Annotated in this window: 20 protein-coding genes; 15 read left to right on the top strand and 5 right to left on the bottom strand. The window is 59.2% G+C overall.

All coding sequences use genetic code 11. The annotated features are described in order from the left end of the window. Both murU and AC3IT9_RS26490 read right to left on the bottom strand, forming a co-directional pair. Positions 1-672: an N-acetylmuramate alpha-1-phosphate uridylyltransferase MurU gene (murU, locus tag AC3IT9_RS26485; protein WP_489271352.1), complete on the bottom strand. Its 672-nt coding sequence runs from the start codon at positions 670-672 to the stop codon at positions 1-3. Further along, on the bottom strand, positions 669-1,688 hold the full coding sequence (locus tag AC3IT9_RS26490) for an aminoglycoside phosphotransferase family protein (RefSeq protein ID WP_489271353.1): 1,020 nt from the start codon (positions 1,686-1,688) through the stop codon (positions 669-671). Before AC3IT9_RS26490 ends, murU begins: the two co-directional genes overlap by 4 nt. 130 nt (positions 1,689-1,818) lie before the next feature. Here AC3IT9_RS26490 and AC3IT9_RS26495 point away from each other — a divergent pair, with 130 nt between their 5' ends. The 11 genes from AC3IT9_RS26495 (at position 1,819) to AC3IT9_RS26545 (ending at position 16,006) form a co-directional block, all read left to right on the top strand. Next, positions 1,819-4,629 (top strand): LPS-assembly protein LptD, encoded by a 2,811-nt coding sequence (locus AC3IT9_RS26495; protein WP_489271354.1) that lies wholly within the window; start codon positions 1,819-1,821, stop codon positions 4,627-4,629. Then, entirely contained in the window at positions 4,610-5,926 is a 1,317-nt protein-coding gene (gene surA / locus AC3IT9_RS26500) for a peptidylprolyl isomerase SurA (protein ID WP_150725202.1), read from the top strand. Before AC3IT9_RS26495 ends, surA begins: the two co-directional genes overlap by 20 nt. Next, on the top strand, positions 5,923-6,912 hold the full coding sequence (gene pdxA / locus AC3IT9_RS26505) for a 4-hydroxythreonine-4-phosphate dehydrogenase PdxA (protein ID WP_489271355.1): 990 nt from the start codon (positions 5,923-5,925) through the stop codon (positions 6,910-6,912). The genes surA and pdxA overlap by 4 nt, the downstream gene beginning before the upstream one ends. Beyond that, positions 6,909-7,718 (top strand): 16S rRNA (adenine(1518)-N(6)/adenine(1519)-N(6))-dimethyltransferase RsmA, encoded by an 810-nt coding sequence (gene rsmA, locus AC3IT9_RS26510; RefSeq protein WP_046039480.1) that lies wholly within the window; start codon positions 6,909-6,911, stop codon positions 7,716-7,718. Before pdxA ends, rsmA begins: the two co-directional genes overlap by 4 nt. 115 nt (positions 7,719-7,833) lie before the next feature. Further along, entirely contained in the window at positions 7,834-8,214 is a 381-nt protein-coding gene (apaG, locus tag AC3IT9_RS26515; protein ID WP_489271356.1) for a Co2+/Mg2+ efflux protein ApaG, read from the top strand. Next, a complete protein-coding gene (locus AC3IT9_RS26520) occupies positions 8,214-9,095 on the top strand; it encodes a symmetrical bis(5'-nucleosyl)-tetraphosphatase (protein ID WP_150725198.1) in 882 nt (293 codons plus the stop codon). Before apaG ends, AC3IT9_RS26520 begins: the two co-directional genes overlap by 1 nt. A 33-nt stretch (positions 9,096-9,128) precedes the next feature. Continuing rightward, the gene (gene glpE / locus AC3IT9_RS26525) at positions 9,129-9,458 is read left to right on the top strand and encodes a thiosulfate sulfurtransferase GlpE (RefSeq protein WP_008051614.1); all 330 of its coding nucleotides are present in this window, start codon (positions 9,129-9,131) and stop codon (positions 9,456-9,458) included. Positions 9,459-9,755: 297 nt separating this feature from the next. After that, complete coding sequence (locus AC3IT9_RS26530) at positions 9,756-11,678, top strand: PrkA family serine protein kinase (protein ID WP_007982655.1); 1,923 nt, start codon at positions 9,756-9,758, stop codon at positions 11,676-11,678. 204 nt (positions 11,679-11,882) lie between these two features. Further along, positions 11,883-13,154: a YeaH/YhbH family protein gene (locus AC3IT9_RS26535; RefSeq protein WP_007993202.1), complete on the top strand. Its 1,272-nt coding sequence runs from the start codon at positions 11,883-11,885 to the stop codon at positions 13,152-13,154. Beyond that, positions 13,151-14,713, top strand: a complete 1,563-nt coding sequence (locus tag AC3IT9_RS26540; RefSeq protein WP_150725197.1) for a SpoVR family protein — start codon at positions 13,151-13,153, stop codon at positions 14,711-14,713. Before AC3IT9_RS26535 ends, AC3IT9_RS26540 begins: the two co-directional genes overlap by 4 nt. 63 nt (positions 14,714-14,776) lie before the next feature. Continuing rightward, positions 14,777-16,006, top strand: coding sequence for a multifunctional CCA addition/repair protein (locus tag AC3IT9_RS26545; RefSeq protein ID WP_489271357.1), 1,230 nt, complete (start codon positions 14,777-14,779; stop codon positions 16,004-16,006). Positions 16,007-16,044: 38 nt separating this feature from the next. Here AC3IT9_RS26545 and folK read toward each other — a convergent pair whose 3' ends face one another. After that, a complete protein-coding gene (folK, locus tag AC3IT9_RS26550) occupies positions 16,045-16,563 on the bottom strand; it encodes a 2-amino-4-hydroxy-6-hydroxymethyldihydropteridine diphosphokinase (RefSeq protein ID WP_489271358.1) in 519 nt (172 codons plus the stop codon). Then, positions 16,554-16,910, bottom strand: a complete 357-nt coding sequence (gene folB / locus AC3IT9_RS26555; protein ID WP_008017405.1) for a dihydroneopterin aldolase — start codon at positions 16,908-16,910, stop codon at positions 16,554-16,556. The genes folK and folB overlap by 10 nt, the downstream gene beginning before the upstream one ends. Positions 16,911-16,984: 74 nt before the next feature. Between folB and plsY the strand changes: the two genes are divergently transcribed. Next, entirely contained in the window at positions 16,985-17,554 is a 570-nt protein-coding gene (gene plsY, locus AC3IT9_RS26560; protein ID WP_008051600.1) for a glycerol-3-phosphate 1-O-acyltransferase PlsY, read from the top strand. 23 nt (positions 17,555-17,577) lie between these two features. Here plsY and tsaD read toward each other — a convergent pair whose 3' ends face one another. Next, complete coding sequence (gene tsaD / locus AC3IT9_RS26565) at positions 17,578-18,603, bottom strand: tRNA (adenosine(37)-N6)-threonylcarbamoyltransferase complex transferase subunit TsaD (protein WP_150725194.1); 1,026 nt, start codon at positions 18,601-18,603, stop codon at positions 17,578-17,580. A gap of 199 nt (positions 18,604-18,802) precedes the next feature. Here tsaD and rpsU point away from each other — a divergent pair, with 199 nt between their 5' ends. The 3 genes from rpsU to rpoD all read left to right on the top strand — a co-directional run bounded on the left by rpsU (position 18,803) and on the right by rpoD (position 23,382). Continuing rightward, positions 18,803-19,018 (top strand): 30S ribosomal protein S21, encoded by a 216-nt coding sequence (rpsU, locus tag AC3IT9_RS26570; protein ID WP_002551877.1) that lies wholly within the window; start codon positions 18,803-18,805, stop codon positions 19,016-19,018. 481 nt (positions 19,019-19,499) lie between these two features. Continuing rightward, positions 19,500-21,467, top strand: a complete 1,968-nt coding sequence (gene dnaG, locus AC3IT9_RS26575) for a DNA primase (protein ID WP_150725193.1) — start codon at positions 19,500-19,502, stop codon at positions 21,465-21,467. Positions 21,468-21,534: 67 nt separating this feature from the next. Beyond that, positions 21,535-23,382, top strand: a complete 1,848-nt coding sequence (gene rpoD, locus AC3IT9_RS26580; protein ID WP_150725191.1) for an RNA polymerase sigma factor RpoD — start codon at positions 21,535-21,537, stop codon at positions 23,380-23,382. The last annotated feature ends 85 nt before the right edge of the window (positions 23,383-23,467 follow it).

Here is a 23,467-nt window from a genome sequence, read left to right on the forward strand (position 1 = left end):
TCAGCGGCTCGCTTCTATCAATGTTTCAACTTCGGCCAGACGCTCGTGAGTGCCGACATCGACCCAGTGCCCCCTCAATTGCTCGCCGGTCACCTGACCATCAGCCATGGCTTTGCGCAACAGCGGCGCGAGCTTGAAGGCCCCCGCAGTGCAACCGTCGAACAGCTGCGGATGCAACACGGCGATGCCGCTGTAGGTCAGAGTGGCGGCCTCCGGCTGACCGTCGTGCACCTGAGTTCCGACCAGGCTGAAGTCCCCGGCCGGATGATGGGGCGGGTTGCCGGCCAGCACCAGGTGCGCCAGGCCGTTGATGGGCTGATGCAGCACGCTGAAGTCGTAATCGGTCCAGATGTCGCCGTTGACCACGACAAACGCTTCATCCCCCAACAACGGCAACGCGTGGAAAATCCCGCCGCCGGTTTCCAGGGGCTCACCTTCCGCCGAGTACTGAATGCTCACGCCATAGCGCGAACCATCGCCCAGATAGTCTTCGATCTGCTGACCGAGCCAGGCGTGATTGATCACGATCTCGGTGAACCCGGCAGCAGCCAGTGCTCGCAAGTGATACTCGATCAGCGGCACGCCGCCAGCACGCACCAGCGGTTTTGGCGTGGTCAGGGTCAACGGGCGCATGCGCTCGCCTTTGCCTGCGGCCAGAATCATTGCCTTCATGCTTTCACTCCGGCACGCAAACTGGCCAGCAACACATCCAGCCCGGCCAGTTCAGGGCGACGAGCGATCACCGCTTCTATGTACGCAAAGAAACGCGGCACATCACCCAGATAACGCGGCTTGCCGTCGCGATGGCAGATGCGCGCGAAAATGCCGATGACTTTCAGGTGACGTTGCACGCCCATCAAGTCGCTGGCACGCAGGAAGTCCTCGAAGTCGGGCTGAACCGGAATTGCGAGGGCACCCGCTTGCTGCCAGTAGCTTTCGAGCCAGCCGTGCACACGCTCCTCGGGCCAGCTGAGGAACGCGTCCTTGAACAGGCAGGTCACGTCGTAGGTCACCGGGCCATACACCGCATCCTGGAAATCCAGCACACCGGGATTGGGCTCGCTGAGCATCAGGTTGCGCGGCATGTAGTCGCGATGCACCAGGACTTTTGGCTGTGCCAGGGCGCTGTCGATCAACAGTTCGCTGGCCTGCTGCCAGAGCACTTGCTGCGCCGCGTCGAATTCGATGCCCAATTCGCGCTTCACGTACCACTCGGGGAACAGTTCCAGCTCGCGACGCAACAAGGCCACGTCATAGCTCGGCAAAGGCGCAACCATCGGCAACTGCTGGAAAGCCAGCAACGCTTGCAGGGCATCCTTGAACAAATCGTCAGCGTTTTCGCTGTCGATGACGTCCAGATAGGTCTTGTTGCCCAGGTCATTGAGCAAAAGAAAACCGCGCTCGAGGTCTTCGGCATAAATTTTCGGCACATTTATTCCGGATTTCGCCAGCAAAAAGGCGATATCCACGAAGGGTTTGCAGTTTTCCTGGGGCGGCGGCGCATCCATCACGATGAAACTTTTGCCATCCCCTTCCCAACGGAAATACCGCCGAAAACTCGCGTCGCTGCTAGCCGCAGTCAACGTGGCCGGGGGTACGACGCCCCAGCCCTGCTCGGCAAAAAGGGTCGCCAATTGTTCATCGAGCCAAACTTTCAGGTGTTGCAAGCGTACATCTTGATCAGGCATTGCAAGGGTCTCCGACGGCGCTAGCCGTCAAGCGGGTCATGCTTTATTATCCAGCATCTTTTTCAGACCATCGAGAGGCGTGCGGCCCACACCGCGGGCAGATGGCACGCAGGAAGCCCGGACTAATAAGATGGCATTGAAATCCCCCGCGTTTCGTAAAAAATTTCCGTTGTTGGTTACCGGCAGTTTGCTGGCGCTGCAACCCCTTGCCACTTCCTACGTGGTCGCCGCGGAACAGTTTGACTGCTCAGTCTCTGCTTCGGGTTCCTGGGACTGTGCACCAAAGTCGCCGGCGGCTGCATTGCCACCGCGTCCCGTTCATGATGGCAGCGCAGTTTCCGCCACCGGCGAAGCCCCGGCCCAGAACGGCTCCAGCGAAGATACCGGCGCCAAGCCGGTGCTGGTCACCGAATCCAAAGGCCGTGGCCTGAAGTCGCGTAGCGCAGACTACAGCCACCTCGACTGGGTTCCCCGCGAGCAGCTTACCGCCGCACAATTGGCCGAAACCGGTCCTTATTGCTCCGGTTCCTATATCGAACCGATTCGTCCTGGCATGGATGACAAGACGAATCAAAGTGACGCTCCAACCTTTATCGGCGCAAAAGCCTCCCGCTATAAGCAGGATGAGCAAGTTGCGACCCTGGCAGGCGACGTTGTCATGCGTCAGGGCAGCATGCAGGTCGAAGCCGACGAAGCCAACCTGTACCAGGCCGAGAGCCGTGGCGAGCTGAACGGTAACGTGCGCATTCGCGACAACGGCGCACTGATCGTCGGCGACCATGCCGACGTGCAGCTCGACACCGGTGAAGCCAAGGTCGACAACGCCGAATACGTGATGCACAAATCGCGCATCCGCGGTAATGCGCTGTACGCCAAACGTGCCGAGAACGCGATCATCCGCCTCAAGGATGGTACGTACACCACGTGCGAACCGAACAGCAACGCCTGGCAGCTCAAAGGCAACAACATCACCCTGAACCCGGCCACCGGTTTCGGTACGGCGACCAACGTAACGCTGCGGGTCAAGGACATTCCGGTCCTGTACACGCCGTACATCTATTTCCCGATCGACGACCGTCGCCAGTCCGGCTTCCTGCCGCCGACCATCGGCACCGGCAGCGATACCGGCTTCATGCTGGTCACCCCGTACTACTTCAACCTGGCGCCGAACTACGATGCCACGTTGTACCCGCGCTACATGGAAAAGCACGGCTTGTTGATGGAAGGCGAATTCCGCTACCTGACCAAGTCCAGCGAAGGCCAGTTCGGCGCAGCGTACCTCAACGACGAAAGCGACGAACGCGACAAGCAGACCGACGCCGAAACAACCCGCTACATGTACAACTGGCAGCACAAGGGTGGTCTCGACTCGCGAACGCTCACGCAAGTCGACTACACCAAGATCAGCGATCCGTATTACTTCCAGGATCTGCAGACCGACCAGATTGGCGTGAAAAGCAGCGACTATGTGAACCAGCAGGGCTCTGTCACCTATCGCGGCGACAGCTATACCGCTCGCGTGAACGCCCAGGCATACCAACTGGCGACCGTGTCGAACATTACGCCGTACGACCGTCTGCCGCAGCTCACCCTCGACGGTATGCTGCCTTATCATCCGGAAGGCCTGGACTTCACGTACAACACCGAACTCGTACGGTTTGACCGGGATCTGCAGAGCGGGACATACTTTGACGAGGACGGCGTCGGCTCTCCCCGTATTGATAACAACATTCAAGGCCTGGCTCGCGCCAATGGCGACCGCTTGAATCTCGCGCCCGCCATCAGCCTGCCAATGAACACGACGTACGGCTTCCTGACACCGAAGCTCAAGTACCAATACACCCAGTACCAACTGGATCTGGACAGTACTGGTAAAAGTCAAATTGTGCAGCAGAATCAAAACGCAGCTGCAACCGGGACTGAAAATTTCAATGGTCAGTTCGACAGCAACCAAAATCGCGGAGTGCCGATCGCCAGCATCGACAGCGGCCTCTACTTCGATCGCAATACCCAATGGTTCGGCAAGAACTATCGCCAGACCCTCGAACCACGCCTGTTCTACCTGTACGTGCCTGAGGTCGACCAGGTAGACATCCCGGTATTCGACACCAGCGAATACACGTTCAACTACGCGTCGCTGTTCCGTGACAACCGTTTCTCCGGCTCCGACCGTGTCGGCGACGAGAACAAACTGTCGCTGGGCGTCACTAACCGCTGGATCGAAGATAACGGTTTCGAACGTCAACGCCTCAGCGTAGGCCAGGCCCTGTACTTCAAGGACCGCGAAGTCCAGTTGCCGGGTGTCAATCCAAAACTCCGCGCCGATGCCCAAGCCAGCGTTTCGCCGTACGCACTGGAATACGAATACCGCTGGAACCGCGACTGGCGTACCACGGCCGACTACAACTGGGACCCGGACAGCCACAGCCCTCGTTCGGGCAGCGCGATGTTCCACTACCAGCCTGAAGACAACCCGAACAAGGTTATCAACGCCGGATATCGCTATCGTAACGACCAGGTGATCTACAACCAGAACACCGGTCAATGGCAGTTCGGTGGTGACTACGGCACCCCTGGCACTCCTGGCTATGTGAAGGATTACTACAAGATCGAACAGCACGACTTCTCGGTGATCTGGCCGATCGTGCCGCAATGGAGCGCTATCAGCCGTTGGCAGTATGACTACAACCGCAACCGTACCCTGGAAGCCTTCGGTGGTTTCGAGTACGACAGCTGCTGCTGGAAACTGCGCCTGATCAACCGTTACTGGGTCTCCTATGACGAGTTCAGTCAGGAAGCACCGCAAAACGAAAAAGGCGACCATGGCGTCTTCCTCCAAATTGTTCTGAAGGGACTCGGCGGCCTCACCGGCTCCAAGGCAGAGAGCTTCCTCGACAAAGGCATTCAAGGTTATCGTGAACGTGAAGACCAAGCTTTCTGATTGTTTGCGCCCGCTGATGCTGGGCGCGCTGTTCCTGAGTACGGCGGCCAGTGCCGCCGTACAGTCCATCGATAAAGTGGTGGCCATCGTCGACAACGACGTGGTCATGCAGAGCCAACTGGACCAACGCGTTCATGAAGTTCAGCAAACCATTGCCAAGCGCGGCTCTGCCGTGCCGCCGGCCAGCGTGCTGGAGCAGCAGGTACTTGAGCGCCTGATCGTCGAAAACCTGCAATTGCAGATCGGCGAGCGTTCCGGCATCCGCATTACCGATGAAGAGTTGAACCAGGCTGTCGGCACCATTGCCCAGCGCAACAACATGTCGGTCGAGCAGTTCCGCGCCGCCCTGACTCGCGACGGCCTGTCCTACGACGACGCGCGTGAGCAGATTCGTCGCGAAATGGTCATCAGCCGTGTGCGCCAGCGTCGGGTCGCAGAACGCATTCAGGTCTCCGAGCAGGAAGTGAAGAACTTCCTGGCGTCCGACCTGGGCAAAATGCAGCTGTCCGAAGAGTTCCACCTGGCCAACATCCTGATTCCTACGCCGGAAAGCGCCAACTCCGACGCGATTCAGAATGCAGCCAAACAGGCCGATGCAATTTACCAGCAGCTCAAGCAAGGCGCTGACTTCGGTCAGTTGGCAATCGCCAAGTCCGCCAGCGAAACCGCACTGGAAGGTGGTGACATGGGCTGGCGTAAAGCCGCTCAATTGCCTCCGCCGTTCGATCGGCTGCTGAGCACCATGCCGGTGGGTGATGTCACCCAGCCAATGCGCACACCGGGCGGCTTCATCATCCTGAAGGTCCTCGAAAAGCGTGGCGGCCAGACCCAGATGCGCGACGAAGTGCATGTGCGCCACATCCTGGTCAAACCGAGCCCGATCCGCGACGAAGCGAAAACCAAGGCCCTGGCTGAGTCGCTCTACAGCCGTATCGAGGCTGGCGAAGATTTCGGCGAGCTGGCGAAAAGCTACTCGGAAGACCCGGGTTCTGCCCTCAACGGCGGCGACCTGAACTGGATCGACCCGAACGCACTGGTGCCCGAGTTCCGCGAAGTGATGGCCACGACCCCGCAAGGTCAGCTGTCCAAGCCGTTCCAGACTCAATACGGCTGGCATGTCCTGGAAGTCCTTGGCCGTCGCGCCACCGACAGCACCTCACAGGCTCGCGAGCAGCAAGCAATGACCGTTTTGCGTAACCGCAAATACGACGAAGAGCTGCAAACCTGGCTGCGTCAGATCCGTGACGAAGCGTACGTGGAAATCAAACTCCCTGGCGCCGACCAGGCTGCGCAGTGAAACCCCAACGTTTCGCGCTGACACCCGGTGAACCGGCCGGCATAGGTCCCGACCTGTGCCTGCTGCTCGCCTCGCAAGCCCAGCCCCATCCCCTGATTGCCATTACCAGCCGCGACCTGCTCATAGAGCGGGCCGCGCAACTGGGCGTGGCTGTCGACTTGCTGCCGGTCACACCGGACAACTGGCCGGATGCACCCGCGCCAGCCAACAGCCTGTATGTCTGGGATACACCGCTCAATGCCAAGGTCGTCGCCGGACAACTGGACAAGGCCAACGCTGCCTTCGTTCTGGAAACCCTGACCCGCGCCGGTCAAGGCTGCCTGAGCGGAGATTTTGCCGGCATGATTACCGCGCCGGTGCACAAAGGTGTGATCAACGAATCCGGGATCGCCTTTTCCGGGCACACGGAATTTCTCGCCGACCTGACCCACACCGCGCAAGTGGTGATGATGCTGGCCACACGCGGTTTGCGCGTGGCCCTGGTGACCACTCACCTGCCCCTTCGCGAGATTGCCGATGCAATCACGCCGGAGCGCCTGGAACGCGTCACGCGAATCCTGCACGCCGACCTGCAAAACAAGTTCGGCATCGCCCAGCCACGCATCCTGGTCTGCGGGCTCAACCCCCACGCCGGCGAGGGCGGACACCTGGGCCATGAAGAAATCGATATCATCGAACCCACATTAGAGCGCCTGCGCGGCGAGGGCATGGACCTTCGTGGCCCCCTGCCCGCCGACACTCTGTTTACCCCCAAATATCTGAAGCACTGCGATGCGGTGCTGGCGATGTACCACGACCAGGGCCTGCCGGTGCTGAAGTACAAAGGCTTCGGCGCGGCAGTCAACGTGACCCTTGGCTTGCCGATTATCCGCACCTCGGTCGACCACGGCACCGCCCTGGACCTGGCCGGCAGCGGCAAGATCGACACCGGCAGCCTGCAAGTCGCCCTGGAAACCGCCTACCAGATGGCCGAGACCCGTTTATGACCGAGCACTACCAACACAAGGCGCGCAAACGCTTTGGCCAGAACTTCCTGCACGACGCCGGCGTTATCGACCGCATCCTGCGTTCCATTCATGCCAAGGCAGAAGACCGCCTGCTGGAAATCGGCCCGGGCCAGGGTGCACTGACCCAAGGCCTGCTCAGCAGCGGCGCGCAACTCGACGTGGTGGAACTGGATAAAGACCTGATCCCGATCCTCAACCAGCAGTTTGCCGGCAAGAGCAACTTCAACCTGCATCAGGGCGATGCACTGAAGTTCGACTTCAACAGCCTGAATGCCGCACCAGGCAGCCTGCGAGTGGTCGGCAACCTGCCGTACAACATCTCCACGCCGCTGATTTTTCACCTGCTGCACAACTCGCACCTGATCCGCGACATGCACTTCATGCTGCAAAAGGAAGTGGTCGAGCGCCTGGCGGCCGGCCCTGGTGGTGGTGACTGGGGTCGCTTGTCGATCATGGTTCAGTACCATTGCCGGGTCGAGCACCTGTTCAACGTCGGCCCGGGCGCGTTCAACCCGCCGCCGAAAGTCGATTCGGCCATCGTGCGCCTGGTACCCCACGCGGTACTGCCGCACCCGGCCAAGGATCACCGCTTGCTGGAGCGCGTCGTGCGCGAAGCCTTCAACCAGCGCCGCAAAACACTGCGCAATACCCTCAAGCTGCTGCTGAGCAACGCCGAAATCGAAGCCGCCGGCGTCGATGGCAGCCTGCGTCCCGAGCAACTCGACCTGGCTGCCTTCGTGCGCCTGGCTGACAAGCTCAGCGAACAAAAGCCTGCCGCTGACTGACAGGCGATGAGCGCTATCGGGTAGGACGCCACTCTGGTCTACTACCCGATACTTGGCCTAGACTGAACTCCATCAGCTACGCCCCGCGTCCCGCTTCGTTTTTAAGGCCCCTTGCATGTCCGATCCTCGTTATCAGATCGACGTCAGCGTCGTCACCCGCTATCTGGCAGAACAATCGCAACCCGAGCACGACCGCTTTGCCTTCGCCTACACCATCACCGTGCAAAACAATGGCGAAATGCCCGCCAAACTGCTTTCACGGCACTGGGTCATCACCGATGGTGACGGGCATGTCGAAGAAGTGCGCGGCGCAGGTGTAGTCGGCCAACAACCGTTGATCGAGCCCGGCAAGAGCCACACCTACAGCAGCGGCACGGTCATGACCACCAAGGTCGGCACCATGCAAGGCACCTATCAAATGCTGTCCGACGACGGCAAACATTTCGATGCCATCATCGCGCCCTTCCGCCTGGCGGTGCCCGGAGCCCTGCACTGATGGCAACGTACGCTGTCGGTGACCTGCAAGGCTGCCTTCAAGCCCTGCAATGCCTGCTCAAGCAAGTGGCGTTCGACCCACAACGGGATCGTCTGTGGCTGGTGGGCGACCTGGTCAACCGTGGGCCGCAGTCTCTGGAAACCTTGCGCTTTCTCTACAGCATCCGCGAATCGCTGGTGTGCGTGCTCGGCAACCACGACCTGCACCTGCTGGCGGCCGGACGCAACATCGAACGCCTGAAGAAGGCCGATACCCTGCGCGAGATCATTGAAGCGCCGGATTGCGCCGAACTGCTCGAATGGGTGCGCCAGCAAAAGCTCATGCACTATGACGAACAGCGCAACGTTGCACTGGTCCATGCCGGCATTCCACCCCAATGGTCGCTGCGCAAAGCCTTGAAATATGCTGCCGAAGTCGAGACTGCCTTGCGCGACGACAACCTGTTGCCGCCCTACCTCGATGGCATGTACGGCAACGATCCGGCGAAATGGGACAGCGACCTCAAAGGCGTGACGCGCCTGCGGGTGATCACCAACTATTTCACGCGCATGCGCTTTTGCACAGCCGAAGGCAAACTCGACCTCAAGAGCAAGGAAGGCCTCGATACCGCACCACCTGGCTACAAACCCTGGTTCCAGCACAAGGAACGCAAGACCAAGGATCTGAAAATCATCTTCGGTCACTGGGCAGCACTGGAAGGCAACGTCGAAGAGCCGGGTATTTCGGCGCTCGATACAGGCTGTGTCTGGGGCGGCGCCCTGACCCTGATGAACGTCGACAGCTTTGAGCGCCTGTCCTGCAAATGCGACGAACACGGCCATGCCGTGCCGCCAGTCGCCTCATCCATTCTCCAAACATCGCCAGTCAGCGCCCCGCGCTAGACTGCCCATTCAGCCGAGCCACAGGAGCCCGCCATGAGCGAATTCAAACGTATCCCCCCGGAACAGGCCCAGGCCCTGCGCGAACAAGGCGCAGTGGTGGTCGACGTCCGCGACCCGGCCACATTTGCCGCCCTGCACATCGCAGGCTCGAAGCATCTGGACAACCATTCCCTGCACGCCTTCATCCAGGGCGCCGACCTCGATGCACCGACCGTGGTGGTCTGCTATCACGGCAATTCCAGCCAGGGCGCGGCCGCTTACCTGATCAGCCAGGGCTTCTCCGACGTCTACAGCATGGATGGCGGATTCGAGTTGTGGCGTACGACGTATCCTGCGGAAACGGCGCAAGGCACCACTGAATAATTTTTTTGTAACGTTGCAGGCCCCGGCTCCCGCGGGCTGGCGCGGTGGCAGACGAACGGTCTGCCACAACTAATTACGTATCTCGCCTTTACCTCCCGAATTCCCAACTATCCTTAAGCCCAGGCCATCCAAAACAGGGGAGAGCCGGTACACCGGCGCACGGGTCATCGGGAGTAGCTTTCGGAGTAGTCAGCTCCGGGAGAGTTCTGGGGGGTAAACAGCAATCGCCTGTTCGGTTGCTGCCAGCATCGACTGAGTGATCCGGCGTCGGCTCCACGTATCGAGCGAGGTGACGTCATGAGTATCTTTAGCCACTTCCAACAACGCTTCGAGTCCACACGCCAGGAAGAACTCTCTCTGCAAGAGTATCTGGAACTGTGCAAAAAAGACCGCAGCGCCTACGCTTCCGCCGCCGAGCGTCTGCTACTGGCCATCGGTGAACCGGAACTGCTCGACACCTCGACCAACTCGAGACTGTCGCGCATCTTCTCCAACAAGGTCATCCGCCGCTATCCGGCCTTTGAAGACTTCCACGGGATGGAAGAATGCATCGACCAGATCGTGTCGTATTTCCGCCATGCCGCTCAGGGCCTGGAAGAGAAGAAACAGATCCTTTACCTGCTCGGCCCTGTCGGTGGTGGTAAATCGTCCCTGGCCGAGAAGCTCAAGCAACTGATGGAAAAAGTGCCCTTCTATGCCATCAAGGGCTCGCCGGTTTTCGAGTCGCCCCTGGGTCTGTTCAACTCCACTGAAGATGGAGCGATCCTCGAGGAAGACTTCGGCATTCCACGGCGCTACCTCAACACCATCATGTCGCCATGGGCGACCAAGCGCCTGGCCGAATTCGGTGGCGACATCAGTCAGTTCCGCGTGGTGAAACTCTATCCGTCGATCCTCAACCAGATCGCCGTGGCCAAGACCGAACCAGGCGATGAAAACAACCAGGACATCTCGGCACTGGTGGGTAAGGTCGATATCCGCAAACTGGAAGAATTCCCACAGAACGACGCTGATGCATACAGCTACTCGGGCGCACTGTGCCGGTCCAACCAGGGCCTGATGGAATTCGTCGAAATGTTCAAGGCACCGATCAAGGTGCTGCACCCACTGCTGACCGCCACCCAGGAAGGCAACTACAACAGTACCGAAGGCCTCGGCGCGATTCCGTTCACCGGGATCCTGCTGGCGCACTCCAACGAATCGGAGTGGCACACCTTCCGCAACAACAAGAACAACGAAGCCTTCATCGACCGGATCTACATCGTCAAAGTGCCGTACTGCCTGCGGGTCAGTGACGAAGTGAAGATCTACGACAAGCTGCTGTTCAACAGTTCGCTGGCCAAGGCGCATTGCGCGCCGGATACCCTGAAGATGCTGGCCCAGTTCACCGTGCTCTCGCGCCTCAAGGAACCGGAAAACTCCAACATCTACTCGAAGATGCGCGTGTACGACGGCGAGAACCTCAAGGACACCGATCCGAAAGCCAAGTCGATCCAGGAATACCGCGACAATGCGGGCGTCGACGAAGGCATGAACGGACTCTCGACCCGCTTCGCGTTCAAGATCCTGTCGAAGGTGTTCAACTTCGATCCGCATGAAATTGCCGCCAACCCGGTGCACTTGCTCTACGTGCTGGAACAACAGATCGAGCAGGAACAGTTCCAGGCCGAGACCCGCGAACGCTATCTGCGCTTCCTCAAGGAGTACCTGGCACCGCGCTACATCGAATTCATCGGCAAGGAGATCCAGACTGCCTACCTCGAGTCCTACAGCGAGTACGGCCAGAACATTTTCGATCGTTATGTGCTGTACGCCGACTTCTGGATCCAGGACCAGGAATATCGCGACCCGGAGACCGGCGAGATCCTCAACCGCGTAGCGTTGAACGAAGAACTGGAGAAAATCGAAAAACCGGCCGGCATCAGCAATCCGAAGGACTTCCGCAACGAAATCGTCAACTTCGTCCTGCGCGCCCGGGCCAACAACAACGGCAAGAACCCGACCTGGCTCAGCTACGAAAAACTGCGGGTGGTCATCGAGAAGAAAATGTTCTCCAACACCGAGGACCTGCTGCCAGTCATCAGCTTCAATGCCAAGGCCAGCAAAGAGGACCAGCAGAAACACAACGACTTCGTCACACGAATGGTCGAGCGGGGCTACACCGACAAACAGGTACGACTGCTGTCCGAGTGGTACCTGCGGGTCAGAAAATCACAATAACCCGCTGCCGGTCAGACCGGTTGTCGTCAGCCAGAGGCCTGTGTATGCATTTTCTGTTACACAAGCCTCTGGAAGGTGTTCGAAAGTCGGTAGCGAGTTCAAGCAGCATCCACAGCGCTTGGGGGAGCGTCGTACATCCCTTGGCTCTCAGTCCTTTGCTGCATCACCGCTCGCCCCTTTCAGGACAGCTTCTAAGGAGCAGTCATGAGCTATGTGATCGACCGACGTCTCAATGGCAAGAACAAGAGCACGGTGAACCGCCAGCGGTTTCTGCGGCGCTACCGTGATCACATCAAAAAGGCTGTCGAAGAGGCGGTCAGCCGGCGCTCCATTACCGATATGGAACACGGCGAACAAATCAGCATTCCCGGTCGCGACATCGACGAGCCGGTGCTTCACCACGGTCGCGGTGGCAAGCAGACGGTCGTGCACCCGGGCAACAAGGAATTCACCAGCGGCGAACATATCGCCCGTCCACCGGGAGGCGGTGGTGGTCGAGGCCCCGGCAAGGCTGGCAATTCCGGCGAAGGGATGGACGAATTCGTCTTCCAGATCACCCAGGAAGAATTTCTCGAATTCATGTTCGAGGACCTCGAACTGCCCAACCTGGTCAAGCGCAACCTGACCGGCACCGACACCTTCAAGACCGTGCGCGCCGGGATCAGCAACGAGGGCAACCCGTCGCGGATCAACATCATCCGCACCCTGCGTTCAGCCCACGCCCGGCGAATCGCCCTGTCCGGCAGCAGCCGGGCAAAACTGCGCGAAGCCAAAGAGGAACTTCTGCGACTCAAGCAGGAAGAACCGGACAACTTCGGCGATATTCAGGAAATCGAAGCAGAAATCGAAAAACTCAGCGCGCGCATTCACCGCATACCGTTTCTCGACACATTCGACCTCAAGTACAACCTGCTCATCAAACAACCCAACCCCAGTTCCAAGGCCGTGATGTTCTGCCTGATGGATGTGTCCGGCTCGATGACCCAGGCGACCAAGGACATCGCCAAGCGCTTCTTTATCCTGCTGTACCTGTTTCTCAAGCGTAACTACGAAAAGATCGACGTCGTGTTCATCCGCCATCACACCAGCGCCCGCGAAGTGGATGAAGAAGAGTTTTTCTACTCCCGGGAAACCGGCGGCACCATCGTCTCCAGCGCCCTGAAACTGATGCAGGAGATCATGGCCGAGCGTTATCCGAGCAACGAGTGGAACATCTATGCCGCCCAAGCCTCCGACGGTGACAACTGGAACGACGACTCTCCGATCTGCCGCGACATCCTGATCAACCAGATCATGCCATTCGTGCAGTACTACACTTACGTTGAGATCACCCCGCGCGAACACCAGGCCCTGTGGTTCGAGTACGAGCGCATCGCCGAAGCCTTTTCCGACACTTTTGCCCAGCAACAACTGGTCTCGGCCGGGGATATCTATCCGGTCTTCCGTGAACTCTTCCAGCGCAGGTTAGTGACATGACCGCCAAAGAGCAGAAACGCCAACCCATTTCCACCGGCTCCGAATGGACGTTCGAGCTGATCCAGGCCTACGACCGCGAAATCAGTCGTATTGCGGCTGGCTACGCACTCGATACGTACCCCAACCAGATCGAAGTGATCACCGCCGAGCAAATGATGGACGCCTACGCCTCGGTCGGTATGCCGCTGGGTTATCACCACTGGTCCTACGGCAAGCACTTCCTCAGCACCGAAAAGTCCTACACCCGCGGCCAGATGGGGCTGGCGTACGAGATCGTGATCAACTCCGACCCATGCATCGCCTACCTGATGGAAGAAAACACCATCTGCATGCAGGCGCTGGTGGTGGCCCATGCCTGCTACGGGCACAACAGCTTTTTCAAAGGCAACTACCTGTTCCGCACCTGGACTGACGCCAGTTCGATCATCGATTACCTGGTGTTTGCCAAGCAGTACATCATGCAATGCGAAGAACGCCACGGTATCGATGCGGTAGAGGACCTGCTCGACTCCTGCCATGCGCTGATGAACTATGGCGTCGACCGTTACAAACGCCCCTATCCGATCTCCGCGGAAGAAGAACGTCGCCGGCAAAAGGACCGGGAAGAACATCTACAGAAACAGATCAACGATCTGTGGCGCACCATTCCCAAGGGCGCGGACAAGTACAGCGACAAGGACAACGCACGCTTCCCCGCCGAACCTCAGGAAAATATCCTGTATTTCATTGAAAAACACGCGCCGCTGCTGGAGCCATGGCAGCGGGAAATCGTGCGCATCGTGCGCAAGATCGCCCAGTATTTTTATCCACAGCGCCAGACCCAGGTGATGAACGAGGGCTGGGCCACGTTCTGGCACTACACCCTGATGAACGACCTGTACGACGAGGGCCTGGTCACCGACGGCTTCATGATGGAGTTCCTGACATCCCACACCAGCGTGGTCTTTCAGCCGGGCTTCGACAGCCCTTACTACAGCGGAATCAACCCCTACACTCTCGGGTTTGCCATGTACCGGGACATCCGGCGCATGTGCGAAGAACCCACCGAGGAAGATCGCCGCTGGTTCCCGGATATTGCCGGCACCGACTGGCTGGCAGCCATCAAGTTCGCCATGAGCAGCTTCAAGGATGAGAGCTTCATCCTGCAGTACCTGTCGCCCAAGGTGATCCGCGACCTGAAGCTGTTCAGCATTCTCGATGACGACCAGAAGGACGACCTGCTGGTGCCCGCCATTCACGACGAAGGAGGCTACCGCATCATCCGTGAAACCCTCGCGGCACAGTACAACCTGGGAAATCGCGAGCCCAACGTGCAGATATACAGCATCGACCGGCGTGGTGACCGCTCCCTGACCCTGCGCCACCAACAGCACGACCGCAAACCGCTGGGAGAGTCCACCGAGGAAGTGCTCAAGCACTTGCACCGCCTCTGGGGTTTCGACATTCACCTGGAAACCCTGCAGGGCGATCAGGTCATGAAAACCCATCATGTGCCGCCCAGAAGCGAGCACAGCGAAGGCGATTACGGCCGCCTGGACCTGGCCGTCATCCATCTTTGATCCGGTTTGTGCCTCCGAAAGCTCGATGCAACGGTTATCCTGTCGAGCTAACGGAGGTTTTTTATGCGGATTTATAAAGTCGGTGGTGCGGTACGTGATCGCCTGCTGGGCAAACCGGTTACCGATATCGACTGGGTCGTGGTCGGCGCGACGACCGAAGAGATGCTCGCCAAGGGCTTTCGCCCGGTGGGCGCGGATTTCCCGGTGTTCCTTCATCCCAAAAGCGGTGAGGAATACGCCCTCGCCCGCACCGAGCGCAAAAGCGGGCGCGGTTACGGCGGGTTCACTTTTCACGCCAGCCCTGAAGTCACCCTCGAAGAAGACCTGATCCGTCGCGACCTGACCATCAATGCCATGGCCGAAGACGATCAGCAGAACCTGACCGACCCGTACCACGGCCAGCGCGACCTCGAAGCACGCCTGCTTCGCCACGTTTCCCCGGCATTTGCCGAAGATCCGCTCCGGGTCCTGCGTGTTGCCCGCTTCGCGGCGCGCTACGCGACGCTGGGTTTTACCGTCGCCCCGGAAACCCTGGCGCTGATGCGCCAACTCAGCGAGTCAGGCGAGCTTGAAGCACTGACCCCGGAGCGCAGCTGGAAGGAAATTTCCCGCGCCCTGATGGAAGATCAGCCACAGGTATTTGTGGAGGTTTTGCGTGCATGCGGCGCACTCAAGGTGCTGATGCCGGAGGTCGATGCGCTATTTGGCGTACCGCAACCACCTGCCCACCACCCGGAAATCGATACAGGCGCACATACCCTGAGCGTGCTGCAGCAAACAGCACAACACAAACAGCCGCTGACCGTGCGCTGGGCGTGTCTGCTGCATGACCTGGGCAAAGGCCTGACGCCAGAGGAAGAATGGCCGCGACACATTGCCCACGAGTTCAAAGGTCTGAAGCTGATCAAAACGGTCAATGAACGCTTCAAGGTACCGAGGGACTGCCAGGAACTGGCGCTACTGGTGGGCGAGTATCACACCCACGGGCATCGCGCCTTTGAGCTGAAGCCATCGACACTGCTGGAATTGCTGCAAAGCTTCGACATTTACCGTCGCCCACAGCGGTTCGAGGAGTTCATCGCGGCCTGCGAGATGGATGCGCGTGGGCGCAAAGGGCTGGAAGAAAGAAGTTATCCACAGGCAGATTATTTGCGCGGCGCGGCAACTGCAGCTCGTAGCGTGGCGGTTCAGCCGTTACTGGAGAAAGGCTTCAAGGGCCCGGAACTGGGGGAGGAGATCAAGCGCGAGCGGCTAAAAGCCTTGAAAGCCTACAAAGAGACCGCGTCGATCTGAAAAGCTTCGCGAGCAGGCTCGCGAAGACGTCAGTAAGGTCACAACAAATCTGAAGGTGTCAGCTGCTCACCGCGCCATTCGAAAGCCACCGGCGCCAGCACCTGATCAATCTGCGCTTCACCCCACAGAGTCGCAAAGCTCTTGCCTACACCCGGATGCACACGCTCCGGCGCAATCAACGACAACGGCCACAAAACGAACGCATTTTTCAGAATTTCTGCCCGCGGCAAGATCAAGCCATCGAAGTTGCCCACCAGATCACCGAACAACAACACGTCGATATCCAGCGGCAAACCTCGGCGATCCGGTGCGTAACGACCGTTATCCGCCTCGATGAACTTCAGTCGACGATCAAGCTCCATCAGCGGCAGATCGGTATACGCCGCCACCACGAAATTGAAGAACGGCCCGCTCTTGATGCCCACCGGCTGGCTTTCGAACACCGCCGAACAGCGGATATCGACAAGGAACGCCGCCAATGCATCGAGCCCCGCCCGCAAATGGGCTTCACGCTCGATATTGCTACCGAGCCCAAGGTACACCTGAGTCAGCGACATCCGCGCTCGATCTCCACGCCCACACCGCCGGTGGCAGCCGGGATAGCACCGGGTTTGGTCAGCTTCAGGCGCATCCAGGTGATCTTGAATTCGCTCATCAGCACTTCAACCAGGCGCTCGGCAAAGGTTTCCACCAGCTGGAATTGCGCCTGCTCGGCAAACGCCTGGATGCGTGAGGAAACACTGGCGTAGTCGAGCGCCAGGGTCAGGTCATCACCGGCTGCGGCCGGGCGATTATCCCAGGCGAAGCTCAGATCAAGACGCAAACACTGTCGGATGCCCCGCTCCCAATCGTAGGCACCAATCACCGTGTCGACTTCCAGGCCCTCGATAAACACTCTGTCCAAGCACTTCTCTCCGCTACACGACAAGGGCGCAATGCGCCGTTAGAATCAGGGCTTCCTCGCCCGGAATAGTTAGCATGTTTTGGTTATTGGCGATCCTCGCCTACCTGCTCGGCTCTCTGTCCTTTGCCATTTTGCTCAGCCGCCTGACCGGTAACCCCGATCCGCGAATGAGCGGCTCGGGCAATGCCGGCGCCACCAACATGTTGCGCCTGGCCGGCAAGAAACTCGCCATCCTGACCCTGCTCGGCGACCTTTGCAAAGGCCTGCTGCCGGTACTGATTGCGCGCCTTGCGGGCCTTTCGCAGCAGGAACAGGCCTGGATCGGCGTCTATGCCGTCATCGGCCATCTGTTTCCGTTGTACTTCCGCTTTCGCGGCGGCAAGGGTGTCGCCACCGCTGCCGGCATGTTGCTGGGACTGTACCCGCCCGCAGCCCTTCTGGCGGTCTGCGCCTGGCTCTTGACGTTCTACCTGACCCGCACCAGCTCCCTGGCCGCCCTCATCGCCACACCGCTGACCCTGCCTTTGCTGGCCTGGCAAGAACCGGCCGCCCTGCTGCCCATGAGCGCACTCACCGGGCTGATCGTCTGGCGTCATCGAGGCAATCTACGCGACCTGTTTGCCGGGCGCGAACGGCATTTCTAGCAGTCGGACATGAGCACCGCTCATCAAAGCGCCGACAACTGCTCCATCGGCCAGCGCGCCTGTACGCTGATCGCCAGGCTTTCCTGCTGACCGGCCTGCAATCGCTGGCAGCCGGCAAAGGCGATCATTGCGCCATTATCGGTGCAGAACTCAGGGCGCGCATAAAACACGTCGCCCTTCATGTCGCCGAGCATCTTCTCCAAAGAAGAGCGCAACGCCTTGTTGGCGCTGACACCTCCAGCGATCACCAGGCGCTTCATTCCTGCCTGCTTGAGGGAGCGCTTGCACTTGATGGTCAAAGTCTCCACCACGGCCTGCTGGAACGCCAGCGAGATGTCGCAACGGGCTTGTTCGCTGTCGTCCCCGGCGCTGACGCACTGCTGCCAAGTGTTCAACGCAAAGGTTTTCAGGCCACTGAAGCTGAAATCCAGACCCGGACGGTCGCACATCGGACGCGGGAAGACGAAACGCCCTGCAACGCCCTGTTCTGCAAGGCGAGCGATCTCCGGTCCGCCCGGATAATTGAGGCCCATCATCTTGGCCGTCTTGTCGAAGGCTTCGCCGGCAGCGTCATCCAGGGTCTCGCCCAGGAGCGTGTACTGACCGATTCCGTCGACCTGAACCAGTTGCGTGTGACCACCCGACACCAACAAAGCGACGAACGGAAATTCCGGCGGTTGCGACTCCAGCATCGGCGCCAGCAAGTGGCCTTCCATGTGATGCACGCCGAGGGCCGGAATGCCCCAGGCAAAGGCCAGCGCCTGAGCGCAGGAAGCCCCTACCAGCAAGGCACCGACCAGGCCAGGACCCGCGGTGTAGGCGATCGCATCGATCTCGGTCGGCACGCAGTCGGCCTCGGCCAACACCTGACGAATCAAGGGCAGCATGCGTTTGACGTGATCGCGCGAAGCCAGCTCCGGCACCACGCCACCATAGGCGCGGTGCAGGTCGATCTGACTGAACAATGCGTCGGCCAGCAGGCCGCGTTCACTGTCATATAATGCGACACCGGTTTCGTCGCAGGAGGTTTCTAATCCCAGTACTAGCATGGGTTTGCGCCTTGTTTAGGCTGAATTCGAAGGCGCGCATAATAGTCGTCGCGTGATGCCCCGACCAGCGGTTTTCGATCAGAGGCTTTGCATTCCGAGCGTTGAGGGGTTAACATCCGCAACCCTTAAAAACCGACGTCTTCAAGTGCTCTTTTGCCGCGAGGATGTTGACCCCGGTAATGAATGAAGGTAGCTCTGGATGCCAGCCGTCAAAGTAAAAGAGAACGAACCCTTCGACGTAGCTCTGCGTCGTTTCAAGCGCTCCTGCGAAAAAGCCGGTGTACTGGCTGAAGTTCGTAGCCGCGAATTTTACGAGAAGCCAACTTCTGAGCGTAAGCGCAAAGCAGCAGCCGCTGTTAAGCGTCACGCCAAGAAAGTTCAGCGCGAACAGCGCCGCGCCGTTCGTCTGTACTAATACACAGACGATCGTAGCAAGCTTCTGCCAAGCCCGGCCCTCAGCCGGGCTTATGGCATTTGCGTAAAAACGCTTGATGCTTCACCGTCAAAGCCGCAGACGCGACCGAGACAAATCTGCTTCACCGCGTCAGACCTGGCTCTTTTGCCAGCGGTGCACGTCTTTTCTGACGAGCCTTTCAAGGCTACTGACGAGCACACCCACTGATTCCTCTCACGACGATCAGCCCAAGGCACCTGCTTGCGTGCCAGATGATGAGCTATCCGGGGCCTATGATTGGCCATAGCGGATTCAGCGCAACACATTCAAACAGTCGAATACTGATTGGCATTAACGTCAGTGGATTTTCGGCAGATACACTTCCCGACAGCGATTACGCAGACGACACTGGTCGAGCCGCACACTTTGCGCGCCTCAAACAATGACCGCGTTCGATCGCCGTACGTTACGGGATCCTTTCAGCGCAGATGACGAGAACGCCATGGCCGGGCTAATTCCCCAGAGCTTCATTGACGACCTTCTGAACCGCACCGACATCGTCGATGTGGTCAGCTCGCGCCTGCAATTGAAAAAGGCCGGCAAGAACCACACCGCCTGCTGCCCGTTCCACAAGGAAAAGACTCCGTCGTTCAGCGTCAGCCCCGACAAGCAGTTCTATTACTGCTTCGGCTGCGGCGCTGGCGGCAACGCCCTCGGCTTCATCATGGACCACGACAACCTGGATTTCGTCCAGGCTGTCGAAGAACTGGCCAAAGCCGCGGGCATGGAAATCCCCCGCGAAGAAAGCGGCCGCCCGCACAAACCGCGACAGCCAACCGATTCGCCGCTGTATCCGCTACTCAGCGCCGCTGCCGACTTTTATCGCCAGGCCCTGAAAAGCCACCCATCGCGCAAGGCCGCCGTGGAATACCTGAAAGGTCGCGGGCTGACCGGCGAAATCGCCCGGGACTTCGGCCTGGGTTTCGCTCCGCCTGGCTGGGACAACCTGTTCAAGCACTTGAGCAGCGATACCCTGCAACAAAAAGCCATGATCGATGCCGGCCTGCTGATCGAAAACGCCGAAAGCGGTAAACGCTACGACCGCTTCCGCGACCGCGTGATGTTTCCGATCCGCGACAGTCGCGGGCGCGTCATCGCCTTCGGCGGCCGGGTATTGGGCGACGACAAGCCGAAATACCTGAACTCCCCGGAAACTCCGGTTTTCCATAAAGGCCAGGAACTCTACGGCCTGTACGAAGCGCGCAAAACCAACCGCAACCTCGACGAGATCATCGTCGTCGAGGGTTACATGGACGTCATTGCCCTGGCCCAGCAAGGCCTGCGCAACGCCGTCGCGACCCTGGGCACCGCTACCAGCGAGGAACACCTCAAGCGGCTGTTTCGCGTCGTGCCCAGCGTGCTGTTCTGCTTCGACGGCGACCAGGCTGGCCGCAATGCGGCATGGCGAGCACTGGAGGCGACACTCTCGAGCCTGCAGGACGGTCGTCGCGCACGCTTTCTGTTCCTGCCCGAAGGCGAGGACCCGGACACTCTGGTCCGCTCCGAAGGCACCGACGCCTTTCGTGCCCGAATCAACCAGCACGCGCAGCCATTGGCGGATTATTTCTTCCAGCAGCTGACCGAAGAAGCCGATCCGCGCTCGCTCGAAGGCAAGGCCCACATGGCTACCCTCGCCGCACCGCTGATCGATAAAGTCCCCGGGGCCAACCTGCGCATCCTGATGCGTCAGCGCCTGAGCGAAATCACCGGCCTGAGCGGCGAAGCCGTGAGTCAGCTGGTCCAAAGCGCCCCACAGGAAGCCCCACCGGCCTACGATCCGGGCATCGATTACGACGCGATGCCTGATTACAGCGACTATCATCAGCCGCAGGCGCAGGAAATGTATGTGCCGCAGCAGGAATGGACGCCGAAGAAGCCCGGTGCAGGAGGCAAGAAATGGGACAAGAAACCTTGGGACAAAAATGGCAAACGTGGCGGTGATCGCGATCAACCTCGCGCCCCGCGGGTGCCTGCCGCTGTAGAGCCGCCAACCCTCGCCGCTTTGCGCACGCTGCTGCATCACCCGCAGCTGGCCGAAAAAGTCGAGGATGCCGGGCACTTTGCCGCCGAGGATCACACCAACACGCAATTGCTGGTGGCGCTGCTCGAAGCCGTGCAAAAGAATCCCAAGCTAAACTCAATTCAGTTGATCGCGCGCTGGCATGGCACGGAGCAAGGTCGCTTGCTCAAGGCCCTGGCGGAAAAGGAATGGCTGATAGAGGGAGACAACCTTGAACAACAGTTTTTCGACACCATAACTAGCTTGTCAGCGCGCCAACGCGAGCGAAACCTGGAACAACTTCTCAGGAAAGCACGTCAAAGCGAACTGAGCAGTGACGAGAAAAATCAACTGCGCGACCTATTAAGTCGCAATGTTTCCGCATCAAACCCGACCTCAACTGGCGCGTGAGGTCATAGCTCAGGTATAATCCTCGGCTTGTTTTTTGCCCGCCAAGACCTTCAGTGGATAGGGTGTTATGTCCGGAAAAGCGCAACAGCAGTCTCGTATCAAAGAGTTGATCACACTTGGTCGTGAGCAGGGCTACCTGACTTACGCGGAGGTCAACGACCACCTGCCGGAGGATATTTCAGATCCGGAACAGGTGGAAGACATCATCCGCATGATTAACGACATGGGGATCAACGTATTCGAGGTTGCGCCAGATAAGGATTCCCTTATGCTGGCCGACGCCGATACCGACGAAGCCGCGGCCGAAGAGGCAGCTGCTGCGTTGGCAGCGGTCGAGACCGACATTGGTCGCACTACCGACCCGGTGCGCATGTACATGCGCGAAATGGGAACCGTAGAGCTCCTCACACGTGAAGGCGAAATTGAAATCGCCAAGCGTATTGAAGAGGGCATCCGTGAAGTGATGAGCGCAATCGCGCACTTCCCTGGCACGGTTGATCATATTCTCTCCGAGTACACCCGCGTCACCACCGAAGGTGGTCGCCTGTCTGACGTCCTGAGCGGTTATATCGACCCGGACGACGGCATCGCGCCGCCTGCGGCAGAAGTGCCGCCGCCGATCGACGCGAAAGCCGCTAAAGCGGATGACGACTCCGAGGACGATGACGCCGAAGCCTCCGATGACGAGGAAGAAGCCGAAAGCGGTCCGGATCCGATCATCGCCGCCCAGCGTTTCGGCGCTGTCGCCGATCAGATGGAAATCACCCGCAAGGCGCTGAAAAAGCACGGCCGCAACAACAAGGCAACAATTGCCGAGCTGTTGGCCCTGGCCGAGCTGTTCATGCCGATCAAACTGGTGCCGAAGCAATTCGAAGGCCTGGTCGAGCGTGTTCGCAGTGCCCTGGATCGCCTGCGTCAGCAAGAGCGCGCAATCATGCAGCTCTGCGTTCGTGATGCACGCATGCCGCGTGCCGACTTCCTGCGCCAGTTCCCGGGCAACGAAGTCGACGAGAGCTGGAGTGACGCCCTGGCCAAAGGCAAAGGCAAATACGCTGAAGCCATTGGTCGTCTGCAGCCGGACATCATCCGTTGCCAGCAGAAGCTGACCGCGCTGGAAACCGAAACCGGCTTGACCATCGCTGAAATCAAGGACATCAACCGTCGCATGTCGATCGGTGAGGCCAAGGCCCGCCGCGCGAAGAAAGAGATGGTTGAAGCCAACTTGCGTCTGGTGATCTCGATCGCCAAGAAGTACACCAACCGTGGCCTGCAATTCCTCGATCTGATCCAGGAAGGCAACATCGGCTTGATGAAAGCGGTAGACAAGTTCGAATACCGTCGCGGCTACAAGTTCTCGACTTATGCCACCTGGTGGATCCGTCAGGCGATCACTCGCTCGATCGCCGACCAGGCCCGCACCATCCGTATTCCGGTGCACATGATCGAGACGATCAACAAGCTCAACCGCATATCCCGCCAGATGCTGCAGGAAATGGGTCGCGAACCGACCCCGGAAGAGCTGGGCGAACGCATGGAAATGCCTGAGGACAAGATCCGCAAGGTATTGAAGATCGCTAAAGAACCGATCTCCATGGAAACCCCGATCGGTGATGACGAAGACTCCCACCTGGGTGACTTCATCGAAGACTCGACCATGCAGTCGCCAATCGATGTTGCAACCGTTGAGAGCCTTAAAGAAGCGACTCGCGAAGTACTGTCCGGCCTCACTGCCCGTGAAGCCAAGGTACTGCGCATGCGCTTCGGTATCGACATGAATACCGACCACACCCTCGAAGAGGTTGGTAAGCAGTTCGACGTGACCCGTGAGCGGATTCGTCAGATTGAAGCCAAGGCGCTGCGCAAGCTGCGCCACCCGACGAGAAGCGAGCACCTGCGCTCCTTCCTCGACGAGTGATCACAGAACCCCCGGCCCAGGCCGGGGGTTTTGCTTTGTACAGATTAAATCCCCCCGTTTCCCCCCTCCGCCCAGTAGCCGTCTA

Source organism: Pseudomonas sp. KH_046_1 (assembly GCF_057839025.1).

Bases quoted from the DNA above. Each gene is read 5' to 3' on its own strand.
- plsY (WP_008051600.1), top strand. From the start codon at position 16,985: ATGTTTTGGTTATTGGCGATCCTCGCCTACCTGCTCGGCTCTCTGTCC.
- apaG (WP_489271356.1), top strand. From the start codon at position 7,834: ATGTCCGATCCTCGTTATCAGATCGACGTCAGCGTCGTCACCCGCTAT.
- rpsU (WP_002551877.1), top strand. From the start codon at position 18,803: ATGCCAGCCGTCAAAGTAAAAGAGAACGAACCCTTCGACGTAGCTCTG.
- AC3IT9_RS26535 (WP_007993202.1), top strand. From the start codon at position 11,883: ATGAGCTATGTGATCGACCGACGTCTCAATGGCAAGAACAAGAGCACG.
- rsmA (WP_046039480.1), top strand. From the start codon at position 6,909: ATGACCGAGCACTACCAACACAAGGCGCGCAAACGCTTTGGCCAGAAC.
- AC3IT9_RS26520 (WP_150725198.1), top strand. From the start codon at position 8,214: ATGGCAACGTACGCTGTCGGTGACCTGCAAGGCTGCCTTCAAGCCCTG.
- glpE (WP_008051614.1), top strand. From the start codon at position 9,129: ATGAGCGAATTCAAACGTATCCCCCCGGAACAGGCCCAGGCCCTGCGC.
- AC3IT9_RS26530 (WP_007982655.1), top strand. From the start codon at position 9,756: ATGAGTATCTTTAGCCACTTCCAACAACGCTTCGAGTCCACACGCCAG.
- AC3IT9_RS26545 (WP_489271357.1), top strand. From the start codon at position 14,777: ATGCGGATTTATAAAGTCGGTGGTGCGGTACGTGATCGCCTGCTGGGC.
- AC3IT9_RS26490 (WP_489271353.1), bottom strand. From the start codon at position 1,688: ATGCCTGATCAAGATGTACGCTTGCAACACCTGAAAGTTTGGCTCGAT.
- murU (WP_489271352.1), bottom strand. From the start codon at position 672: ATGAAGGCAATGATTCTGGCCGCAGGCAAAGGCGAGCGCATGCGCCCG.
- tsaD (WP_150725194.1), bottom strand. From the start codon at position 18,603: ATGCTAGTACTGGGATTAGAAACCTCCTGCGACGAAACCGGTGTCGCA.
- dnaG (WP_150725193.1), top strand. From the start codon at position 19,500: ATGGCCGGGCTAATTCCCCAGAGCTTCATTGACGACCTTCTGAACCGC.
- folK (WP_489271358.1), bottom strand. From the start codon at position 16,563: ATGTCGCTGACTCAGGTGTACCTTGGGCTCGGTAGCAATATCGAGCGT.
- AC3IT9_RS26540 (WP_150725197.1), top strand. From the start codon at position 13,151: ATGACCGCCAAAGAGCAGAAACGCCAACCCATTTCCACCGGCTCCGAA.
- AC3IT9_RS26495 (WP_489271354.1), top strand. From the start codon at position 1,819: ATGGCATTGAAATCCCCCGCGTTTCGTAAAAAATTTCCGTTGTTGGTT.
- rpoD (WP_150725191.1), top strand. From the start codon at position 21,535: ATGTCCGGAAAAGCGCAACAGCAGTCTCGTATCAAAGAGTTGATCACA.